Origin of the sequence: Microbacterium sp. MMO-10 (assembly GCF_037148715.1) — a bacterium.
Lineage (GTDB): Bacteria > Actinomycetota > Actinomycetes > Actinomycetales > Microbacteriaceae > Microbacterium.
The window spans coordinates 1-13697 of record NZ_JBBCSV010000005.1 but is presented as its reverse complement, the minus strand read 5'-3'; the positions used below and the strand labels follow the sequence as shown (position 1 = coordinate 13697).

Genomic DNA, 13697 nt, shown 5'->3' with positions numbered 1-13697 from the left:
GCGCGTCCGTCACCCCTTCACCCCGGACGAGGCGATCGAGTTCACGAACGACCGCTGGAAGGCGATGAACAGCGCGAGCACCGGAATCGTGATCAGGCTGGCGTAGGCCATGATCTGCCCCCAGGAAACCTTCCCGAGCTGATGGAAGTACCCCATGCCGACCATCACCGGACGAACGGATTCGCTCTGGGTCACCATCAGCGGCCACAGGTACTGGTTCCAGGCGGGCAGGAACGTGAGGATCGCGACCGTTGCGATCGCGGGGCCCGCGAGGGGCATCACGATCGAGCGGTAGATGCGGAACCAGCCGGCTCCGTCCACCCTGGCCGCTTCATCGAGTTCCTTCGGGATCGAATCGAAGTAGGTGTAGAAGAGGTAGATCGAGAACGCGTTGGCGATGAACGGCACGATCTGCACCGCGTAGGTGTCGAGCCATCCCTGCGATCCGTCGATGTAGGGCAGCTGGTTGACCTCCCACAGCATCGGCAGCGCCATCACCTCGAAGGGCACGATGAGGGTCGCGAGCACTACGGCGAGGAGGATCCGCCGCCCCGGGAGCTGCATCCGCGAGAGCGCGAAGGCCGCCATCGAGTTGACGATGAGACCGAGCCCGACCGTGACGACCGAGATCAGGATGGAGTTGATCATGAACTGCCAGAACGGCACGCGGTCGAACACGCCGGTGTAGTTGTCGAGCGTCAGATCCCCGACCGGGAGGAAGGCCTGCGGCCCCCCGAGATCGGAGAAGATCTGCAGATCGGGCTTGAAGCTCGAGACGATCATGAAGACGAGCGGCAGCCCGAACACGAGTGCGAGCAGGATCTTGCAGACCAGCAGCACGATCCGGGTGCCCCGGCCCTTCTTCTTCTGGTCGAACGAGGCCTTCTTCTGGTCGAACGAGGCGGTTCGCCCCGTGACGACGGCTTCGGTGGTCATCGACGCGCCTCCTTGTCTCGAGTGAGCAGGGTCTGGATGATGGTGACGATCAGCACCAGGACGAAGAACACCAGTGAGATCGCGGACGCGTAACCGGTCTGCTGCTGCTGGAATCCGGATCTCACGGCCTGGAAGACGAGCGTGGTCGTCGAGTTGAGCGGCCCGCCCTGGGTCATCACGTTGATCTGGGTGAACAGACCGAACGCGGCGATGGTGATGGTGATGAGAATGAACGTGCGCGTCGCCCGCAGCCCCGGCCACGTGACGTTCGCGAACTTCTGCCACGTACTCGCCCCATCGAGCGAGGCCGCCTCGTACAGCTCGGCGGGGATGGTCTGGAGCCCCGACAGCCAGATGATCATGTGGAAGCCCATCGCCTGCCACGCCGACATCACGATGATCGCGATCAGCGACCAGTGCGGGTCGCCGAGCCAGTCCGGTCCCGTGATCCCGACCTTCGCGAGCAGCACGTTGATGAGACCGTCCTTCTGATACATGAACAGCCAGAGCATCGACACGACGACCATCGACGTGACGACGGGAAGGAAGTACACCGTGCGGAAGAACGTCGTGCCCCGGGCACGGCCGTTCACGAGCACCGCGAGGAGGAGCGCGAGGCCGGACTGCAGCGGCACGATCACGATCGTGAAAACGATGGTGTTGCGCAGCGACGCCCAGAACGTGTCGTCGGTGAACAGGTTGGCGAAGTTGTCGAGTCCGATGAACTGCGGCGGATCCGGCGAGACGAGCCTCGTGTTCGTGAAGGCGAGCCAGAAGGTGAGCAGGACGGGCACGATGAGGAAGGTCAGGATGAGGACGCCGGCCGGGACGAACATCGCCACGGCCATGGCCTTCTCCCGCCCCTGCCCCTGCATCCTGTGATGCGCGATCGATGTCTGCGTCGTCACGGAATACTCCTTTGTATCTGAGGACCGGTGGTGTCTGTAGGGAGATGGGGAGGGCGGGGCCGGCCGGTCGGCCGGCCCCGCGGACGCTCACTGGAAGTAGTTGTTCTGCTTCTGGTTCGCGTCGATGTCCTTGACCGCCTGGTCGAGGGTCTGCTTCGGGTCGGCCCCGTTGATGATGTCCTGCGCCGCCTTGCCGAAGGTCGTGGCGATGAACGGGTACCCGGGCGTGACCGGCCGGAGCACTGCGTAGTCCTTCGAGTACTGCCGGAAGATGTCGTCCTGCCCCCCGGTCTCGTATCCCGGCACCTTGGCCGCGGCCGCCGCCGTGGTCGGGATGGTCTTCGTGGCCTTGGCCATCAGTGCGATGTTGTCGTCGGACGCGAGGAACTTCAGGAAGGCCGCCGCTCCGTCCGGGTTCGCGCAGGTCTTGGACATACCCCACTGCCAGGACGCGCCGCCGACCTTCGGGCCCTTGCCCAGGTCGACCGACGGCAGGAACAGGGCGTCGTCCCCGAACTTGTCGCGGGCCGGCTGCGCCGCCCAGCTTCCCGAATAGACGATGCCCGTCTTGCCGTTCACGAAGTCGGCGACCGGGTCGGCACCGGACTTCGCCGACACGTATCCCTTGTCGACGAGCCCGTGGAACCAGTTCGCCCAGGCGACCGCCGCCGGACCGTTGAGCGCGCCGTCCGCGGTCTTGTAGTCCGACCGGTTGATCAAGTCTCCGCCGAAGCTCTGCAGGAACGGCGAGTACGCGTAGGGCCACCACTCTCCGGTCTGCCCCGTGCCGAGGTCCCCCGCCTGCTCGAACTTGCCGGTGGCCTTGAGCTTGGCCAGCGCTTCCTCGTACTCCGAGGCCGTCCAGGGCTGCTGGATCGTCGGAATCCGGATGCCGTTCTCGTCGAGCACGCTCTTACGAGCGATCATGACGAGGGAGACATCGTAGAGACCGAAGGAGTAGGTCTTGTCCTCATACTTCCCGACCGTCGAAGGCAGGAACTTCGAGAGGGTGTCGTCCATGCCGGTGATCGGCGCGAGGTAGCCCGCCCAGGCCCAGTTCGGCACGTTCGGACCGTCGATGTCCATGATGCAGGGCAGCTTCTTCGACGCGGCCGCCGCGGTCACGGACTGGTTGTACGAGTCCTGGGGGAAGGCCTGGACCTTGACTTTGACCTTGCTCTGGCTCTTGTTGAACGCGTCGACGACCTCGTTCACGGCCTCGAGCTCACCCGGGTTGCCTGCGTTGTGGGTCCAGAGCGTCACCTGTCCGTCCGACTCCCCGGCGGACGCGCCGCCCTTGCTGCACCCTGCGAGCCCGAGCACGGACCCGATGGCCACGGCCGCGACGGCAACCGTCAGTACCGATTTCTTCCTCATTGAAGCTCTCCCGATGAGTCTGATGCCGCTGTTGCGGCGGTGGGTTCAGCCGACCCGGATAACCGTGGTGCTGAATTGATTCAGCACAGTAAAGCACACGCAGAATCCCACAGCAAGACTTTTGCTGAACCAATTCAGCATCGTCAGGGCGCCCCACCCGACCTCACGCGCTACTGTGGGGTTTCGCCTGCTGGAACGGAGGACAGCTGTGATCGCTCGTCGCAGACCCACGCTCGCCGATGTCGCGGAGCTCTCCGGCATGTCCAAGGCTGCAGTCAGCATGATCCTGAACGACCGCCCGGGATCCCGTCTCTCCGCCGATGCCGCCGAACGCGTCCGCGCCGCTGCGGACGAACTCGGCTATCGCCCCAACCCGGCCGCGCAGAGCCTCCGCCTGGGCAAGACGCGCACGATCGGCTTCATCTCGGACCAGGTCACGCTGACCAGATACGCCTCAGGGATGATCAAGGGCGTCCTGGAGAGCGCGCGCGAGCACGGACACACCGTGCTCATGAACGAGATGGGGAACCGGGATCTTGCCGGCGCGGTGCAGGAGCTGACCGATCGGCGCGTCGATGGGCTGATCATCGGCCTGATGGCCGCACGCGAGATCGATGTCCCCGCCGTGCCGCACGGCGTGCCCGTGGTGCTGGTGAACGGCGTCTCCAGCGCGGATCACCCGAGTGTGCTCCCCAGCGAGAGGGCGGCAGGAGCGCAGGTAGCCGGCCACCTCGTGGAACGCGGACACCACCGGATCGGAGTGATCGGCGAGGTGCGCGACATCGCAGCCGACCCGCGGCGTTCCGCCACGATCGCGGAGCGCTTCGCCGGCTTGGACGAGGTCCTGTCCACCGCGGATGTCGACGTCGTGCGGCTTGCCGTTCCGCAATGGCGGCCGGAGATCGGCTACGAGTACACGCATCGGCTTCTCGATGCGCATCCGGGGGTCACGGCGATCATCGCCGGCAACGACAACGTCGCCTTCGGCGTCTACCAGGCGATGGCCGAGCGCGGTCTCCGTGTCGCCGACGACGTCTCCGTCATCTCGTTCGACGACGAGGAGCTCGCGTCCTACCAGCGTCCCGGCTTGACCACCGCGCATCTCCCCTACGAGGAGATGGCGCGCCGCGGCGTGGAGATGCTCGTCGGCGAGCGCGACCTGGCGCACGAGCGGATCCCCATGCCCCTGATCGTGCGAGACTCCGTGCGGGACCTGCGCTGACGCGCCGCGGATCGGCCGACGAGAGGGAACCCCGCCCTCCCGCAGCGCGAGCGGGTGCGTATCTCACGACCTGGCCGTCCTCACCAGGCCCGTCACGCCGGACCGGCCGGAGCGGATGAACGGATCCCCCTGGACGTCCTGATCATCCTTCTTCAGCGCGAAGAAGCCCCAGATCCCTGCACAGGCCACCACTCCGGCGATCACGTAGAACGTGGGCTGATACCCGATGTGGTCGCGCAGCGCACCGAACGGAATGGCGAAGAGCGTGTTTCCGACCTGCGCCGCGACTTCGAACCCGACCAGGTACAGCGTGGCCGACACAGCGGAATTGAAGTGCAGGGTGAGGTAGCGGAAGATGCCGAGGATGAACAGCGGCACCTCGATGGCGTGGAACATCTTCACAACCGAGACGATGACCGGATCGCTGAAGACCGCGGCGCCCAGGATCCGGAACGTCATCACCGTGACGCCGAGCAGCAGGATGTTCCGCACGCCGATCCGGCGCATGAGGATCGGGACGAGCATCATGCAGATGGCCTCGGCGAACACCTGCACGGAGTTGAGGACGCCATAGGTGTGCAGACCGATGTCCTCGTTCGGGAACAGGCTCCGGTAGAAGTTCGGGAACATCTGGCCGTCGTACAGGTTGTAGAAGGTCCAGCTGAAGATAACGAAGCCGATGACCACCCAGAGGCTCTTCAGCTTCAGAACAGACGCCATCTCACGCAGGCTCGGCGTGTGCGGGTGGGAAGTGTGCCCCGGCGCGAGCGGGACCTTGTCCGTCTTCCAGAAGACCTGCACCACGAGGCAGATGGCGCCCAGCGCCGAGCCGACGAAGAAGTTGATCTGCGGATTGATCGTGAAGATGAATCCGGTGAACAGCGCTGCGACACCATAACCGAGGGAACCCCAGCCGCGCGCCTGGCCGTACTCGAAGCCGTAGGTGCGACTCATGCGCTCTGAGAACGCTTCGAGGAGACCCACGGCGGCGGTATAGCCGAAGGGCAGATAGACGGCTCCGAGCAAGACTCCCCACCCGAACGCGCCGGTCAGGAGCGGCTGGTAGACGAAGATCACGAACGGAGCCAGGCACGCCATGACGGCCGAAGACAGGATGACGACGTACCGCTTCAGACCGATCCGATCCTGGATCAGACCGTAGGCGATCATCACCGCGATCGTGGTGAGCGAGTTCACGGAATACACGGTGCCGATCTGCTCGCCGCTGAGGTGGAGGGTCTTATCCAGCCACGTGGAGAAGAACGACCACCAGATGCCCCACCCGGCGAAGAAGACGAACAGCGTCACCGAGCTCTGCAGGTAGGCGCCGTTGCGGAACAGCCTGAAGTTGATTGCCATCGAGAAAAGACCTCCGTTGGTCGTCCAACCGATGATGAACCGATTTATCAGATCGTAGCAGGGGGATGAATGAGCGCACAAGCGTGCACGATAAATTGATTCAGCATGAGGATCGACACGATACGTTGGAGACGAAGAGAAAAGGGCGCAGGATGGCCGACACCTCGAGACCGACGCTGGCCGACGTGGCCGAGCTGTCCGGCATGTCCAAGACGGCCGTCAGCCTCGTCCTCAACGACCGACCATCGCGTCTGTCCGCGGAGGCGGCGGAACGCATTCGCACCGCAGCGGCGCAGCTCGGCTACAAGCCGAATCCGGCCGCGCAGAGTCTGCGCTTCGGAAAGACCCGCACGATCGGGTTCATCTCGGATCAGGTCACGATCACCCGGTTCGCGTCGGCGATGGTGCGCGGGACCTTGCGCGCCGCGAAGGAACTCGATCACACCGTGCTCATCACCGAGACCGGCGACGACCCCGCACAACTGGCTGCGGCCTTCGACGAGCTCATCGGCCGACGCGTCGACGGCGTGATCGTCGGCCTCATGGCGGCGCGCATGGTCGACCTCCCCGCCGCGCCCCGCGGTGTCCCCGTCGTGATCGTCAACGGCTGCACCCCGGACGACCTGCCCAGCGTGCTCCCCGACGAGTATGCCGCCGGCCACGCGATGGCCTCGGTCCTGCTGGACGCCGGTCACTCGCACGTGGGATTCATCGGCGACATCCCGCACATCGCCGGGGATCCGCGGCGCTCGGTCACGATCGCGCGACGTCTCGCCGGCATGCGCGACGCCTTCGCCGAGCGCGGCATCCCGGGCCCGATCGAGGTCGTGGTCGAGGACTGGAAGACGGCGATCGGGTTCGTGCAGAGCCAGCGGCTGCTGGACGAGCATCCCGAGCTGACGGCCCTCATCGCCGCGACCGACGGCGTCGCGTTCGGCATCTATCAGGCCCTCGGCGAGCGCGGCCTGCGCATCCCCGCCGACATCTCCGTCGTCTCCTTCGACGACGAGGACCTCGCCGAACTCGTCCGGCCCGGTCTCACCACCGCCCGGCTGCCCTACGAGCACATGGCACGCGTCGGCGTGGAGATGCTCCTCGGCGAGCGCGACCTGGCCCATGAGCTCGTGCCCATGCCCGTGATCGTGCGGGAATCGGTCCGCGACCTGCGCTGACGCGCCGGGATCGGCGCCGGCGGACTCAGTCCTCCCGCAGCGCGAGCAGCTCCCTCGCGTGCTCGAGGGCAGCGCCGGAGTCGGCGAGGCCGGAGAGCAGCCGCGCCATCTCGGCCTCGCGGTCCTCGCCGTCCAGCCGGCGGACGCTCGACGCGGTCACCTGTCCGTCGTTCGCCTTCACGACGCTGAGGTGGTTGTTCGCGAACGCGGCCACCTGGGCGAGGTGCGTCACGGCGATGACCTGCGAGGTGCGCGCCAGCCGCGCCAGCCGGCGGCCCACCTCGATCGCGGCGGCGCCGCCGATGCCCGCATCGACCTCGTCGAACACGAAGGTCGGAACGGGATCCGTACCGGCGATGACGACCTCGATCGCGAGCATCACGCGCGACAGCTCGCCGCCCGAGGCGCCCTTGGCGACGGAACGCGGCTCCGCACCGGGGTGCGGGGCGAGCAGGATCGCGACGTCGTCGCGTCCGTGCGCGCTCTCGACGCCCTCGGCGACCGAGACCACGAGACGGGCATCGGGCATGGCCAGGGCGTGCAGCTCCTCGGTGACCGCGGCGCCGAGCCGGCCGGCGGCCTCCGTCCGGATCGCGGTGAGCGCGGCGGCGGCCTCGTCCAGCACGGCACGGGCGGCATCTCGTTCGACCGCGAGCCGCTCGATGTGGTCGGAGTCGTCGTCGAGCTCGGCGAGGCGCGCGGATCCCGTGTTCCAGAGCTCGAGGGCGGCATCGAGCGTCCCGTGGGCGCGGACGAGGGCCGCCAGCGCGGATCGGCGTTCCTCCACCGCCGCGAGCTCATGCGGGCCCGACTCGTCCAGATCGGCGAGATAGCCGCTCAGCTCGGCGGCGATGTCGGTGGCGCGGTAGCCGATCTCGGCGATGCTCTCGGCGATGCCGGCGAGCTGGGGATCGCTCGCCCGCTCGAGCGCACGCCGTGCCTCGGCGGCCAGGCTCGAGACGTCGTTGCCGCCGTCCTCGTCCGACAGCGCCGACCGTGCGATCGCCGCGGCCTGGCGCAGCTCCTCCGCGTTCGCGAGGCGCTCCGCGCGCTCGGTGAGGGCGTCGTCCTCCCCCGGCTGCGGATCGGTCGCCTCGATGAGCGCGAGCGCCTGCCGCAGGTCCTCGGCCTCGGCCTGGCGGCGTTCCCGGTTTCCCGAGATTTCCTCCAGCTCGGCGGACAGGGCGCGCCAGCCCTCCCATGCCGCCTCGTACTGAGAGCGGGCGAGGGTGATCACGGATCCGCCGAACCGGTCGAGCGCATCGCGCTGAGCGGCCGCGGACCGCAGCCGCAGCTGCTCGGACTGCCCGTGCACGACCACGAGGTCGTCGGCCAGGTCTGCCAGCACGCCGGCCGGCGCGGCACGGCCGCCGACGCTCGCACGGCTGCGCCCCTCGGCGGTGAGCGTGCGGGAGACGTAGAGCTCTCCGCGCGCGTCGTCGTAGGGCTCGAGTTCACCGCCGGCATCGGCCACGGTGTCGGCCACGGATCCCGTGCTCGGCACGATCCATACCCCGGCGACCGAGGCCTGGGCGGCACCCGCCCGCACGGCGCCGGAGTCGGCACGCGCGCCCAGCAGCAGACCGAGGCCGGTCACGACCATCGTCTTGCCCGCGCCGGTCTCGCCGGTGATCGCGGTGAACCCGGGTCCGATCGGCAGCACGGCCTCGGCGATCACACCGAGATCGCGCAGGCGCATCTCCTCGATCATGCGTCGGCTCCTCGCCACCCGGAGACCGGAAGGTGGAACTTGCGGACCAGGCGGTCGGTGAAGACGCTGGGGTGCAGCCGCGCGAGGCGCACCGGGCGCGACGAGCGGCGCACCACGACCCTCGCTCCGCGCGGCAGGTCGTGCGAGCGGCGGCCGTCGCACCACAGGATGGCGTTGCCGTCGTTGCGGTCCAGCAGTTCGATCGCGACCGGCGCGCCGGGGGCGACGACGAGAGGGCGGGCGAACAGGGCGTGCGCCGACAGGGGCACGACCGCGATGGCCTCGACCCCCGGCCAGATCACCGGACCGCCGGCGGAGAAGTTGTAGGCGGTCGCGCCCGTCGGGGTGGACACCACCATGCCGTCGCAGCCGAAGCTCGTGAGCGGACGCCCGTCGATCTCGACGACCACCTCGATCATGCGCTCCCGGCTCGCCTTCTCGACGGTCACCTCGTTCAGCGCCCAGGTGCTGTAGACGACCGCGCCGTCGGAATCCTTCACCCGCACCGCGAGAGCCATGCGCTCCTCGACCGAGTAGTCGCGATCGATGACGCGGGCGACGGCGGCGTCCATGTCGTCGCGTTCGATCTCGGCCAGGAAGCCGACGTGGCCCATGTTGATGCCGAGGATCGGGGCGGTCCCGTCACGGACGAGCTCCGCGGCGCGCAGGATCGTGCCGTCGCCGCCGAGCACGATCGCGAGCTCGATGTCCTCGACCGGGATGCCGGCGTCGCCGGGGCGTTCGGCCAGCACGTCGACGTCGGTGAAGAGCGCGTCCGCAGCGGCGAGCTCGTCGCGATCGTCCGCCGCGAGCACCGGGACCGCGCCGGCCGCACGCAGTGCGGCGACCACCCGATGGGCGGCCTGCACGGTCTCGTCCCGGCGCGCGTGTGCGACGACGAGGATCCTGCGCTCGTTCATCGGCCTCCTGCCAACTGATCGATCGTGCTCAACCATTCTGTCGGATTGCTTCCCCGCCCGCGGGCGAGGTGCACCAGGTACTCCGCATTGCCGTGCGTGCCGAGGATCGGCGAGGGCAGGATCCCGAGCACCCCGAAGCCCTGATCCCAGGCGCTCCACAGCACCCGCGCCACCGCGTCGGCGCGGATCGTGGGATTGGTCACGAGCCCGCCGCGCACCGCGGTGCGCCCGACCTCGAACTGCGGCTTGACGAGCAGGACGACGTCGGCGCCCTCGGCCGCGGTCGCCGCGACCGCGGGGAGCACGAGGGCGAGCGAGATGAAGGAGAGGTCGCCCACGACAAGCTCGGGCCGCTCGCCCTCCCCCGTGGCATCGGCGAGGATCTGCGCGTCCATGTTCCGGACGTTGAAGCCCTCGACGGCCACGACCCCGGGATCCGCGCGGACGGACGGCGCGAGCTGTTCGTGCCCCACGTCGACGGCAAGCACCCGGCGCGCCCCGCGCTCGCGCAGCACCTGCGTGAATCCGCCGGTCGATGCCCCCATGTCCAGCGCGAGGGAGCCGTCGACGTCGATGCCGAACCCGTCGAGGGCGGCGACGAGCTTGTGCGCCCCACGGCTCACGTAGTGGTCCGCGCCCTCCACCGCGAGCTCGTCGGCGTCGTCGATCTTCGTGGACGCCTTGACCACGGGCCGGCCGTTGACCGTCACCACGCCGTCGGCGATGAGCACTGCCGCGTGCGTGCGGGAGCGGGCAAGGCCCCGTTCCGCGAGGGCGGCATCGAGACGGAGGGTCATCCGCGGTCGGCGGCGGTCTTCGGGGCGCTCTCCAGTCGCCGGGCGAGGTCGTCGTGCAGCGCCTGGTAGGCGTCCGCGCGCGAGTCCAGGGGCTGTCCCTCGATGAGGCGCAGCCGGCTCCAGAGCCCGTCCGCAGGGTCCGGTTCGGTGTTCTCGCTCACCCCTCCAGCCTACGGGGGATCACCTCGATCCCGCGGGATCAGGGCCGATGGAACGGATCCGCGTACAGGCGCTCTGGAACCCGGAAGCCGAAGATCTGCCGTCCGGTGCGCCAGATCGCCTCGGCACCTGCGCGGACGAGGTCGATGGGGCGGTCGCCCTCGCTGAGGATCGTGACGTCCGGGCCGTCCACGCGCACGGACGCGCCGCGCACTGTGACCGTGTCGCCCTTGATCTGCGTCTGCGGGTACGGCTCGTCCAGCTCCCGCAGATCGCCGAGGATGTACGTCGGGCGCGAGCCCTCGGCGGCCGCGAGAACGTGCTTGGGCCGGTCGATGCCCGTCAGCACCAGGGCCGACTCGATGCCCGCGCGGGATGCCCCGGCGATGTCTGTGTCGAGGCGGTCGCCGATGAAGAGAGGGTGCTTCGCGCCGAACCGCGCGACGGCCTCCTCGAAGATCGGAGTCTCCGGCTTGCCCGCGACGGTCGCGAGCCGGCCGATCGCGGTGTGCACGGCGGAGACCAGGGTCCCGTTGCCCGGCGCGACGCCCCGCGACTGCGGGATCGTCCAGTCGGTGTTGGTCGCGATCCAGGGGATCCCGCCCTCGTCCTCGGGCACCTTCAGCGCGAACGCCGCCTCCGCGAGATCCTTCCAGCCCACCTCGGGCGCGAATCCCTGCACGACGGCTGCGGGAGCGTCGTCGGCGCTGCGCGTGACCCGGAACCCGGCCTTGTGCACCTCATGGACGAGCCCCTCCCCTCCCACGACCAGGATCGTGGATCCGGCGGGGATCAGGCCGCTCACGAGACGCATCGCCGCTTGCGGGCTGGTGACGACCTCGTCCGGGGCGACCGTGAGGCCGAGCTCCGTCAGGTGCGCAGCCACCGAGGCATCGGTGCGGGACGCGTTGTTCGTGATGTAGCCGAGACGACGGGACGCCTCGACCTTCTTCAGGCTCTCGATCGCGTGCGGGAGCGCCCCCGCACCGGCGTACACGACGCCGTCGAGGTCGGCGAGCACGACGTCGACATCGGTCAGCGGCGTGCGCTTGTCCCGGGAGAACAGGCTCACTCGGACTTCTCCGCGTCCTCCGGCTGCTCGGGATTCTCCGGCGGCTCCGGAAGCTCTGCGGTCCCCGAGCCGGCCGTCGCCGATTCTACGAGCTCGATATCTTCCGGCTCGGGAGTTTCCGACACTACGGTCTCCGACTCTGCGAGCGCGATGTCTTCCGGCTCGGGGGTCTCCGGCTCGGCGAGCTCCGACTCTGCGAGCTCGATGCGGTCCGGCTCCTGGGCCAGTTCCTCGTAGGCGTCCTCGATGATCAGTTCCTCGTCGTCGCCATGACCCAGCGCCGCCGCGGCGACCTCGGCGCGCTCCTGCCAGAACGCCGCCTCCTCCGCACGCCCGAGATCCTCGAGCACTGCGGCGCGGGCAAAGAAGAGCGCCGGGCTCCAATCGAACGCCAGGTCGGGGTTGAGCTCGGGGATCTCGAGTTCTCCGAGCGCCAGTTCGGTCTCGCCGCGGTCCAGGCGAGCACCGGACATCGCGATCGCAAGGGCCACGCGCGTCGCGGTCGGCAGCGCCGCCCGGTCGACCGAGCGCGCCTCCTCCAGCGCGCGGTCGGGACGCCCCATACCGCGCTCGCTGTCGACGATGAGCGCGATCTGGTCGTCGTTCCCGGAGATCCGGCGGTAGGTGCGCAGCTCGCGCAGTGCGAGGGCGAAGTCGCCCATGGCGTAGGCCGTGATGGCGACGGACTCGCGGACGACCGCGACCCGACCCGCGCGGCGCGAGGCCGCCAGAGCGTGCAGATGGGCGCGCTCCGGATCCTCGTCGATGAGCTGCGCCGCCATGGCGAGGTGGCGCGCCACCTGCTCGGCGTTCTCCTTGCTGAGGGTCTTCAGCTCGTTCCGCGCCGAGGGATGAAGGTCACGAGCCGTGATCTCGTCGGGAAGCTCCGGATCACGCGGACGATCGCTCGCACGGAGATCGCGACGGGGCCGGTCATCGTTGCTCCGGTAGGGGCGGTCTCCATCGCGACGCGGGCGGTCGGTACGCTCACCCGCGGGACGGTACGGACGGTCGCTGCGCTCTCCGGCGGGACGGTACGGACGGTCGCTGCGCTCTCCGGCGGGACGGTACGGACGGTCGCTGCGCTCTCCGGCGGGACGGTAGGGGCGGTCGCCGTCACGACGAGGACGGTCGGTCCGCTCCCCCGCGGGACGGTACGGACGGTCGCCGTCACGGCGCGGGCGGTCTTCGTTGCCGCGGTACGGGCGGTCGCTACGCTCGCCCGCGGGACGGTACGGCCGGTCGCTGCGCTCTCCAGCGGGACGATAGGGTCGGTCGCCATCGCGACGCGGACGGTCGTCATTGCCACGGTAGGGGCGGTCGGTCCGCTCGCCCGCGGGACGGTACGGCCGGTCACCGTCGCGACGCGGACGGTCGTCATTGCCGCGATAGGGGCGGTCGCTGCGCTCGCCCGTGGGACGGTACGGCCGGTCACCCTCGCGACGCGGACGGTCGCTGCGCTCATCGGCGGGACGGTAGGGGCGGTCACCGTCACGACGAGGACGGTCGGTCCGCTCACCCGCAGGACGATACGGGCGGTCGCCGTCACGACGAGGACGGTCGGTCCGCTCACCCGCAGGACGATACGGGCGGTCGCCGTCACGACGAGGACGGTCGGTCCGCTCGCCGGCGGGACGGTACGGGCGGTCACCATCACGACGAGGACGGTCGTCATTGCCACGGTAGGGGCGGTCGCCGTCACGACGGGGACGGTCGTCATTGCCACGGTAGGGGCGGTCGCCGTCGCGGCGCGGGCGCTCGTCATTGCCACGGAACGGGCGGTCACCATCACGACGCGGACGGTCGTCCCGACTCGAGTCGCGACGGAAGCCGCGCTCAGAACGGTCGCCATCGACATAGCGACGGGGACGCTCCGCGTTCCCGTCCTTGCGGTCGCGCGAGGGCTTGCCGTCATCGGCCATGTCGTGACTCCTTCCGTTCGAGCATGTTAACGCAGAAAGGCCACCCTGCGTTGGGTGGCCTTTCTGTTAAAGGAAGTCCGGCGGTGTCCTACTCTCCCACAGGGTCCCCCCTGCAGTACCATCGGCGCTGTGAGGCTTAGCT

Annotated in this window: 13 protein-coding genes and 1 rRNA gene; 3 read left to right on the top strand and 11 right to left on the bottom strand. The window is 68.9% G+C overall.

Annotation, left to right across the window (positions count from 1 at the left end; translation table 11 throughout):
* Positions 1 to 9: 9 nt before the first annotated feature.
* From WFJ17_RS16085 to WFJ17_RS16075, 3 genes are all read right to left on the bottom strand, one after another.
* Positions 10 to 936 (bottom strand): carbohydrate ABC transporter permease, encoded by a 927-nt coding sequence (locus tag WFJ17_RS16085; protein WP_442927996.1) that lies wholly within the window; start codon positions 934 to 936, stop codon positions 10 to 12.
* Positions 933 to 1844, bottom strand: a complete 912-nt coding sequence (locus WFJ17_RS16080) for a carbohydrate ABC transporter permease (protein WP_336648947.1) — start codon at positions 1842 to 1844, stop codon at positions 933 to 935. Before WFJ17_RS16080 ends, WFJ17_RS16085 begins: the two co-directional genes overlap by 4 nt.
* A gap of 87 nt (positions 1845 to 1931) precedes the next feature.
* Entirely contained in the window at positions 1932 to 3182 is a 1251-nt protein-coding gene (locus WFJ17_RS16075; RefSeq protein ID WP_336648946.1) for an ABC transporter substrate-binding protein, read from the bottom strand.
* A gap of 247 nt (positions 3183 to 3429) precedes the next feature.
* Between WFJ17_RS16075 and WFJ17_RS16070 the strand changes: the two genes are divergently transcribed.
* Positions 3430 to 4443, top strand: coding sequence for a LacI family DNA-binding transcriptional regulator (locus WFJ17_RS16070; protein WP_336648945.1), 1014 nt, complete (start codon positions 3430 to 3432; stop codon positions 4441 to 4443).
* Positions 4444 to 4506: 63 nt separating this feature from the next.
* On the opposite strand, the gene WFJ17_RS16065 is transcribed toward WFJ17_RS16070, so the two are convergent.
* Positions 4507 to 5802 carry an oligosaccharide MFS transporter gene (locus WFJ17_RS16065; RefSeq protein WP_336648944.1) on the bottom strand — a complete coding sequence of 432 codons (1296 nt, stop codon included), beginning with the start codon at positions 5800 to 5802 and terminating at the stop codon, positions 4507 to 4509.
* 152 nt (positions 5803 to 5954) lie between these two features.
* Here WFJ17_RS16065 and WFJ17_RS16060 point away from each other — a divergent pair, with 152 nt between their 5' ends.
* The gene (locus tag WFJ17_RS16060) at positions 5955 to 6974 is read left to right on the top strand and encodes a LacI family DNA-binding transcriptional regulator (RefSeq protein WP_336648943.1); all 1020 of its coding nucleotides are present in this window, start codon (positions 5955 to 5957) and stop codon (positions 6972 to 6974) included.
* Between the two features lie 25 nt (positions 6975 to 6999).
* Here WFJ17_RS16060 and recN read toward each other — a convergent pair whose 3' ends face one another.
* Genes recN through WFJ17_RS16030 form a run of 6 tightly spaced genes read right to left on the bottom strand, consistent with a single transcriptional unit; the run spans position 7000 to position 12433 of the window.
* Entirely contained in the window at positions 7000 to 8685 is a 1686-nt protein-coding gene (gene recN, locus WFJ17_RS16055; protein ID WP_336648942.1) for a DNA repair protein RecN, read from the bottom strand.
* A complete protein-coding gene (locus WFJ17_RS16050) occupies positions 8682 to 9605 on the bottom strand; it encodes an NAD kinase (RefSeq protein WP_336648941.1) in 924 nt (307 codons plus the stop codon). Before WFJ17_RS16050 ends, recN begins: the two co-directional genes overlap by 4 nt.
* The gene (locus WFJ17_RS16045) at positions 9602 to 10402 is read right to left on the bottom strand and encodes a TlyA family RNA methyltransferase (protein WP_251442253.1); all 801 of its coding nucleotides are present in this window, start codon (positions 10400 to 10402) and stop codon (positions 9602 to 9604) included. The genes WFJ17_RS16050 and WFJ17_RS16045 overlap by 4 nt, the downstream gene beginning before the upstream one ends.
* Positions 10399 to 10563, bottom strand: coding sequence for a hypothetical protein (locus WFJ17_RS16040; RefSeq protein ID WP_336648940.1), 165 nt, complete (start codon positions 10561 to 10563; stop codon positions 10399 to 10401). The genes WFJ17_RS16045 and WFJ17_RS16040 overlap by 4 nt, the downstream gene beginning before the upstream one ends.
* Positions 10564 to 10601: 38 nt before the next feature.
* Positions 10602 to 11633: an HAD-IIA family hydrolase gene (locus WFJ17_RS16035; RefSeq protein ID WP_251442257.1), complete on the bottom strand. Its 1032-nt coding sequence runs from the start codon at positions 11631 to 11633 to the stop codon at positions 10602 to 10604.
* Positions 11630 to 12433, bottom strand: a complete 804-nt coding sequence (locus WFJ17_RS16030) for a hypothetical protein (RefSeq protein WP_336648939.1) — start codon at positions 12431 to 12433, stop codon at positions 11630 to 11632. The genes WFJ17_RS16035 and WFJ17_RS16030 overlap by 4 nt, the downstream gene beginning before the upstream one ends.
* On the opposite strand from WFJ17_RS16030, the gene WFJ17_RS16025 reads away from it, so the two are divergent.
* Complete coding sequence (locus WFJ17_RS16025) at positions 12374 to 13585, top strand: hypothetical protein (RefSeq protein WP_336648938.1); 1212 nt, start codon at positions 12374 to 12376, stop codon at positions 13583 to 13585. The two genes, WFJ17_RS16030 and WFJ17_RS16025, sit on opposite strands and share 60 nt — an antisense overlap.
* Before the next feature lie 45 nt (positions 13586 to 13630).
* Here WFJ17_RS16025 and rrf read toward each other — a convergent pair.
* Positions 13631 to 13697 (bottom strand): 5S ribosomal RNA (gene rrf / locus WFJ17_RS18720); the annotation flags it as partial.

Bases quoted from the DNA above. Each gene is read 5' to 3' on its own strand.
- WFJ17_RS16085 (WP_442927996.1), bottom strand. From the start codon at position 936: ATGACCACCGAAGCCGTCGTCACGGGGCGAACCGCCTCGTTCGACCAG.
- WFJ17_RS16065 (WP_336648944.1), bottom strand. From the start codon at position 5,802: ATGGCAATCAACTTCAGGCTGTTCCGCAACGGCGCCTACCTGCAGAGC.
- WFJ17_RS16060 (WP_336648943.1), top strand. From the start codon at position 5,955: ATGGCCGACACCTCGAGACCGACGCTGGCCGACGTGGCCGAGCTGTCC.
- recN (WP_336648942.1), bottom strand. From the start codon at position 8,685: ATGATCGAGGAGATGCGCCTGCGCGATCTCGGTGTGATCGCCGAGGCC.
- WFJ17_RS16050 (WP_336648941.1), bottom strand. From the start codon at position 9,605: ATGAACGAGCGCAGGATCCTCGTCGTCGCACACGCGCGCCGGGACGAG.
- WFJ17_RS16045 (WP_251442253.1), bottom strand. From the start codon at position 10,402: ATGACCCTCCGTCTCGATGCCGCCCTCGCGGAACGGGGCCTTGCCCGC.
- WFJ17_RS16025 (WP_336648938.1), top strand. From the start codon at position 12,374: ATGGGCGCGCTCCGGATCCTCGTCGATGAGCTGCGCCGCCATGGCGAG.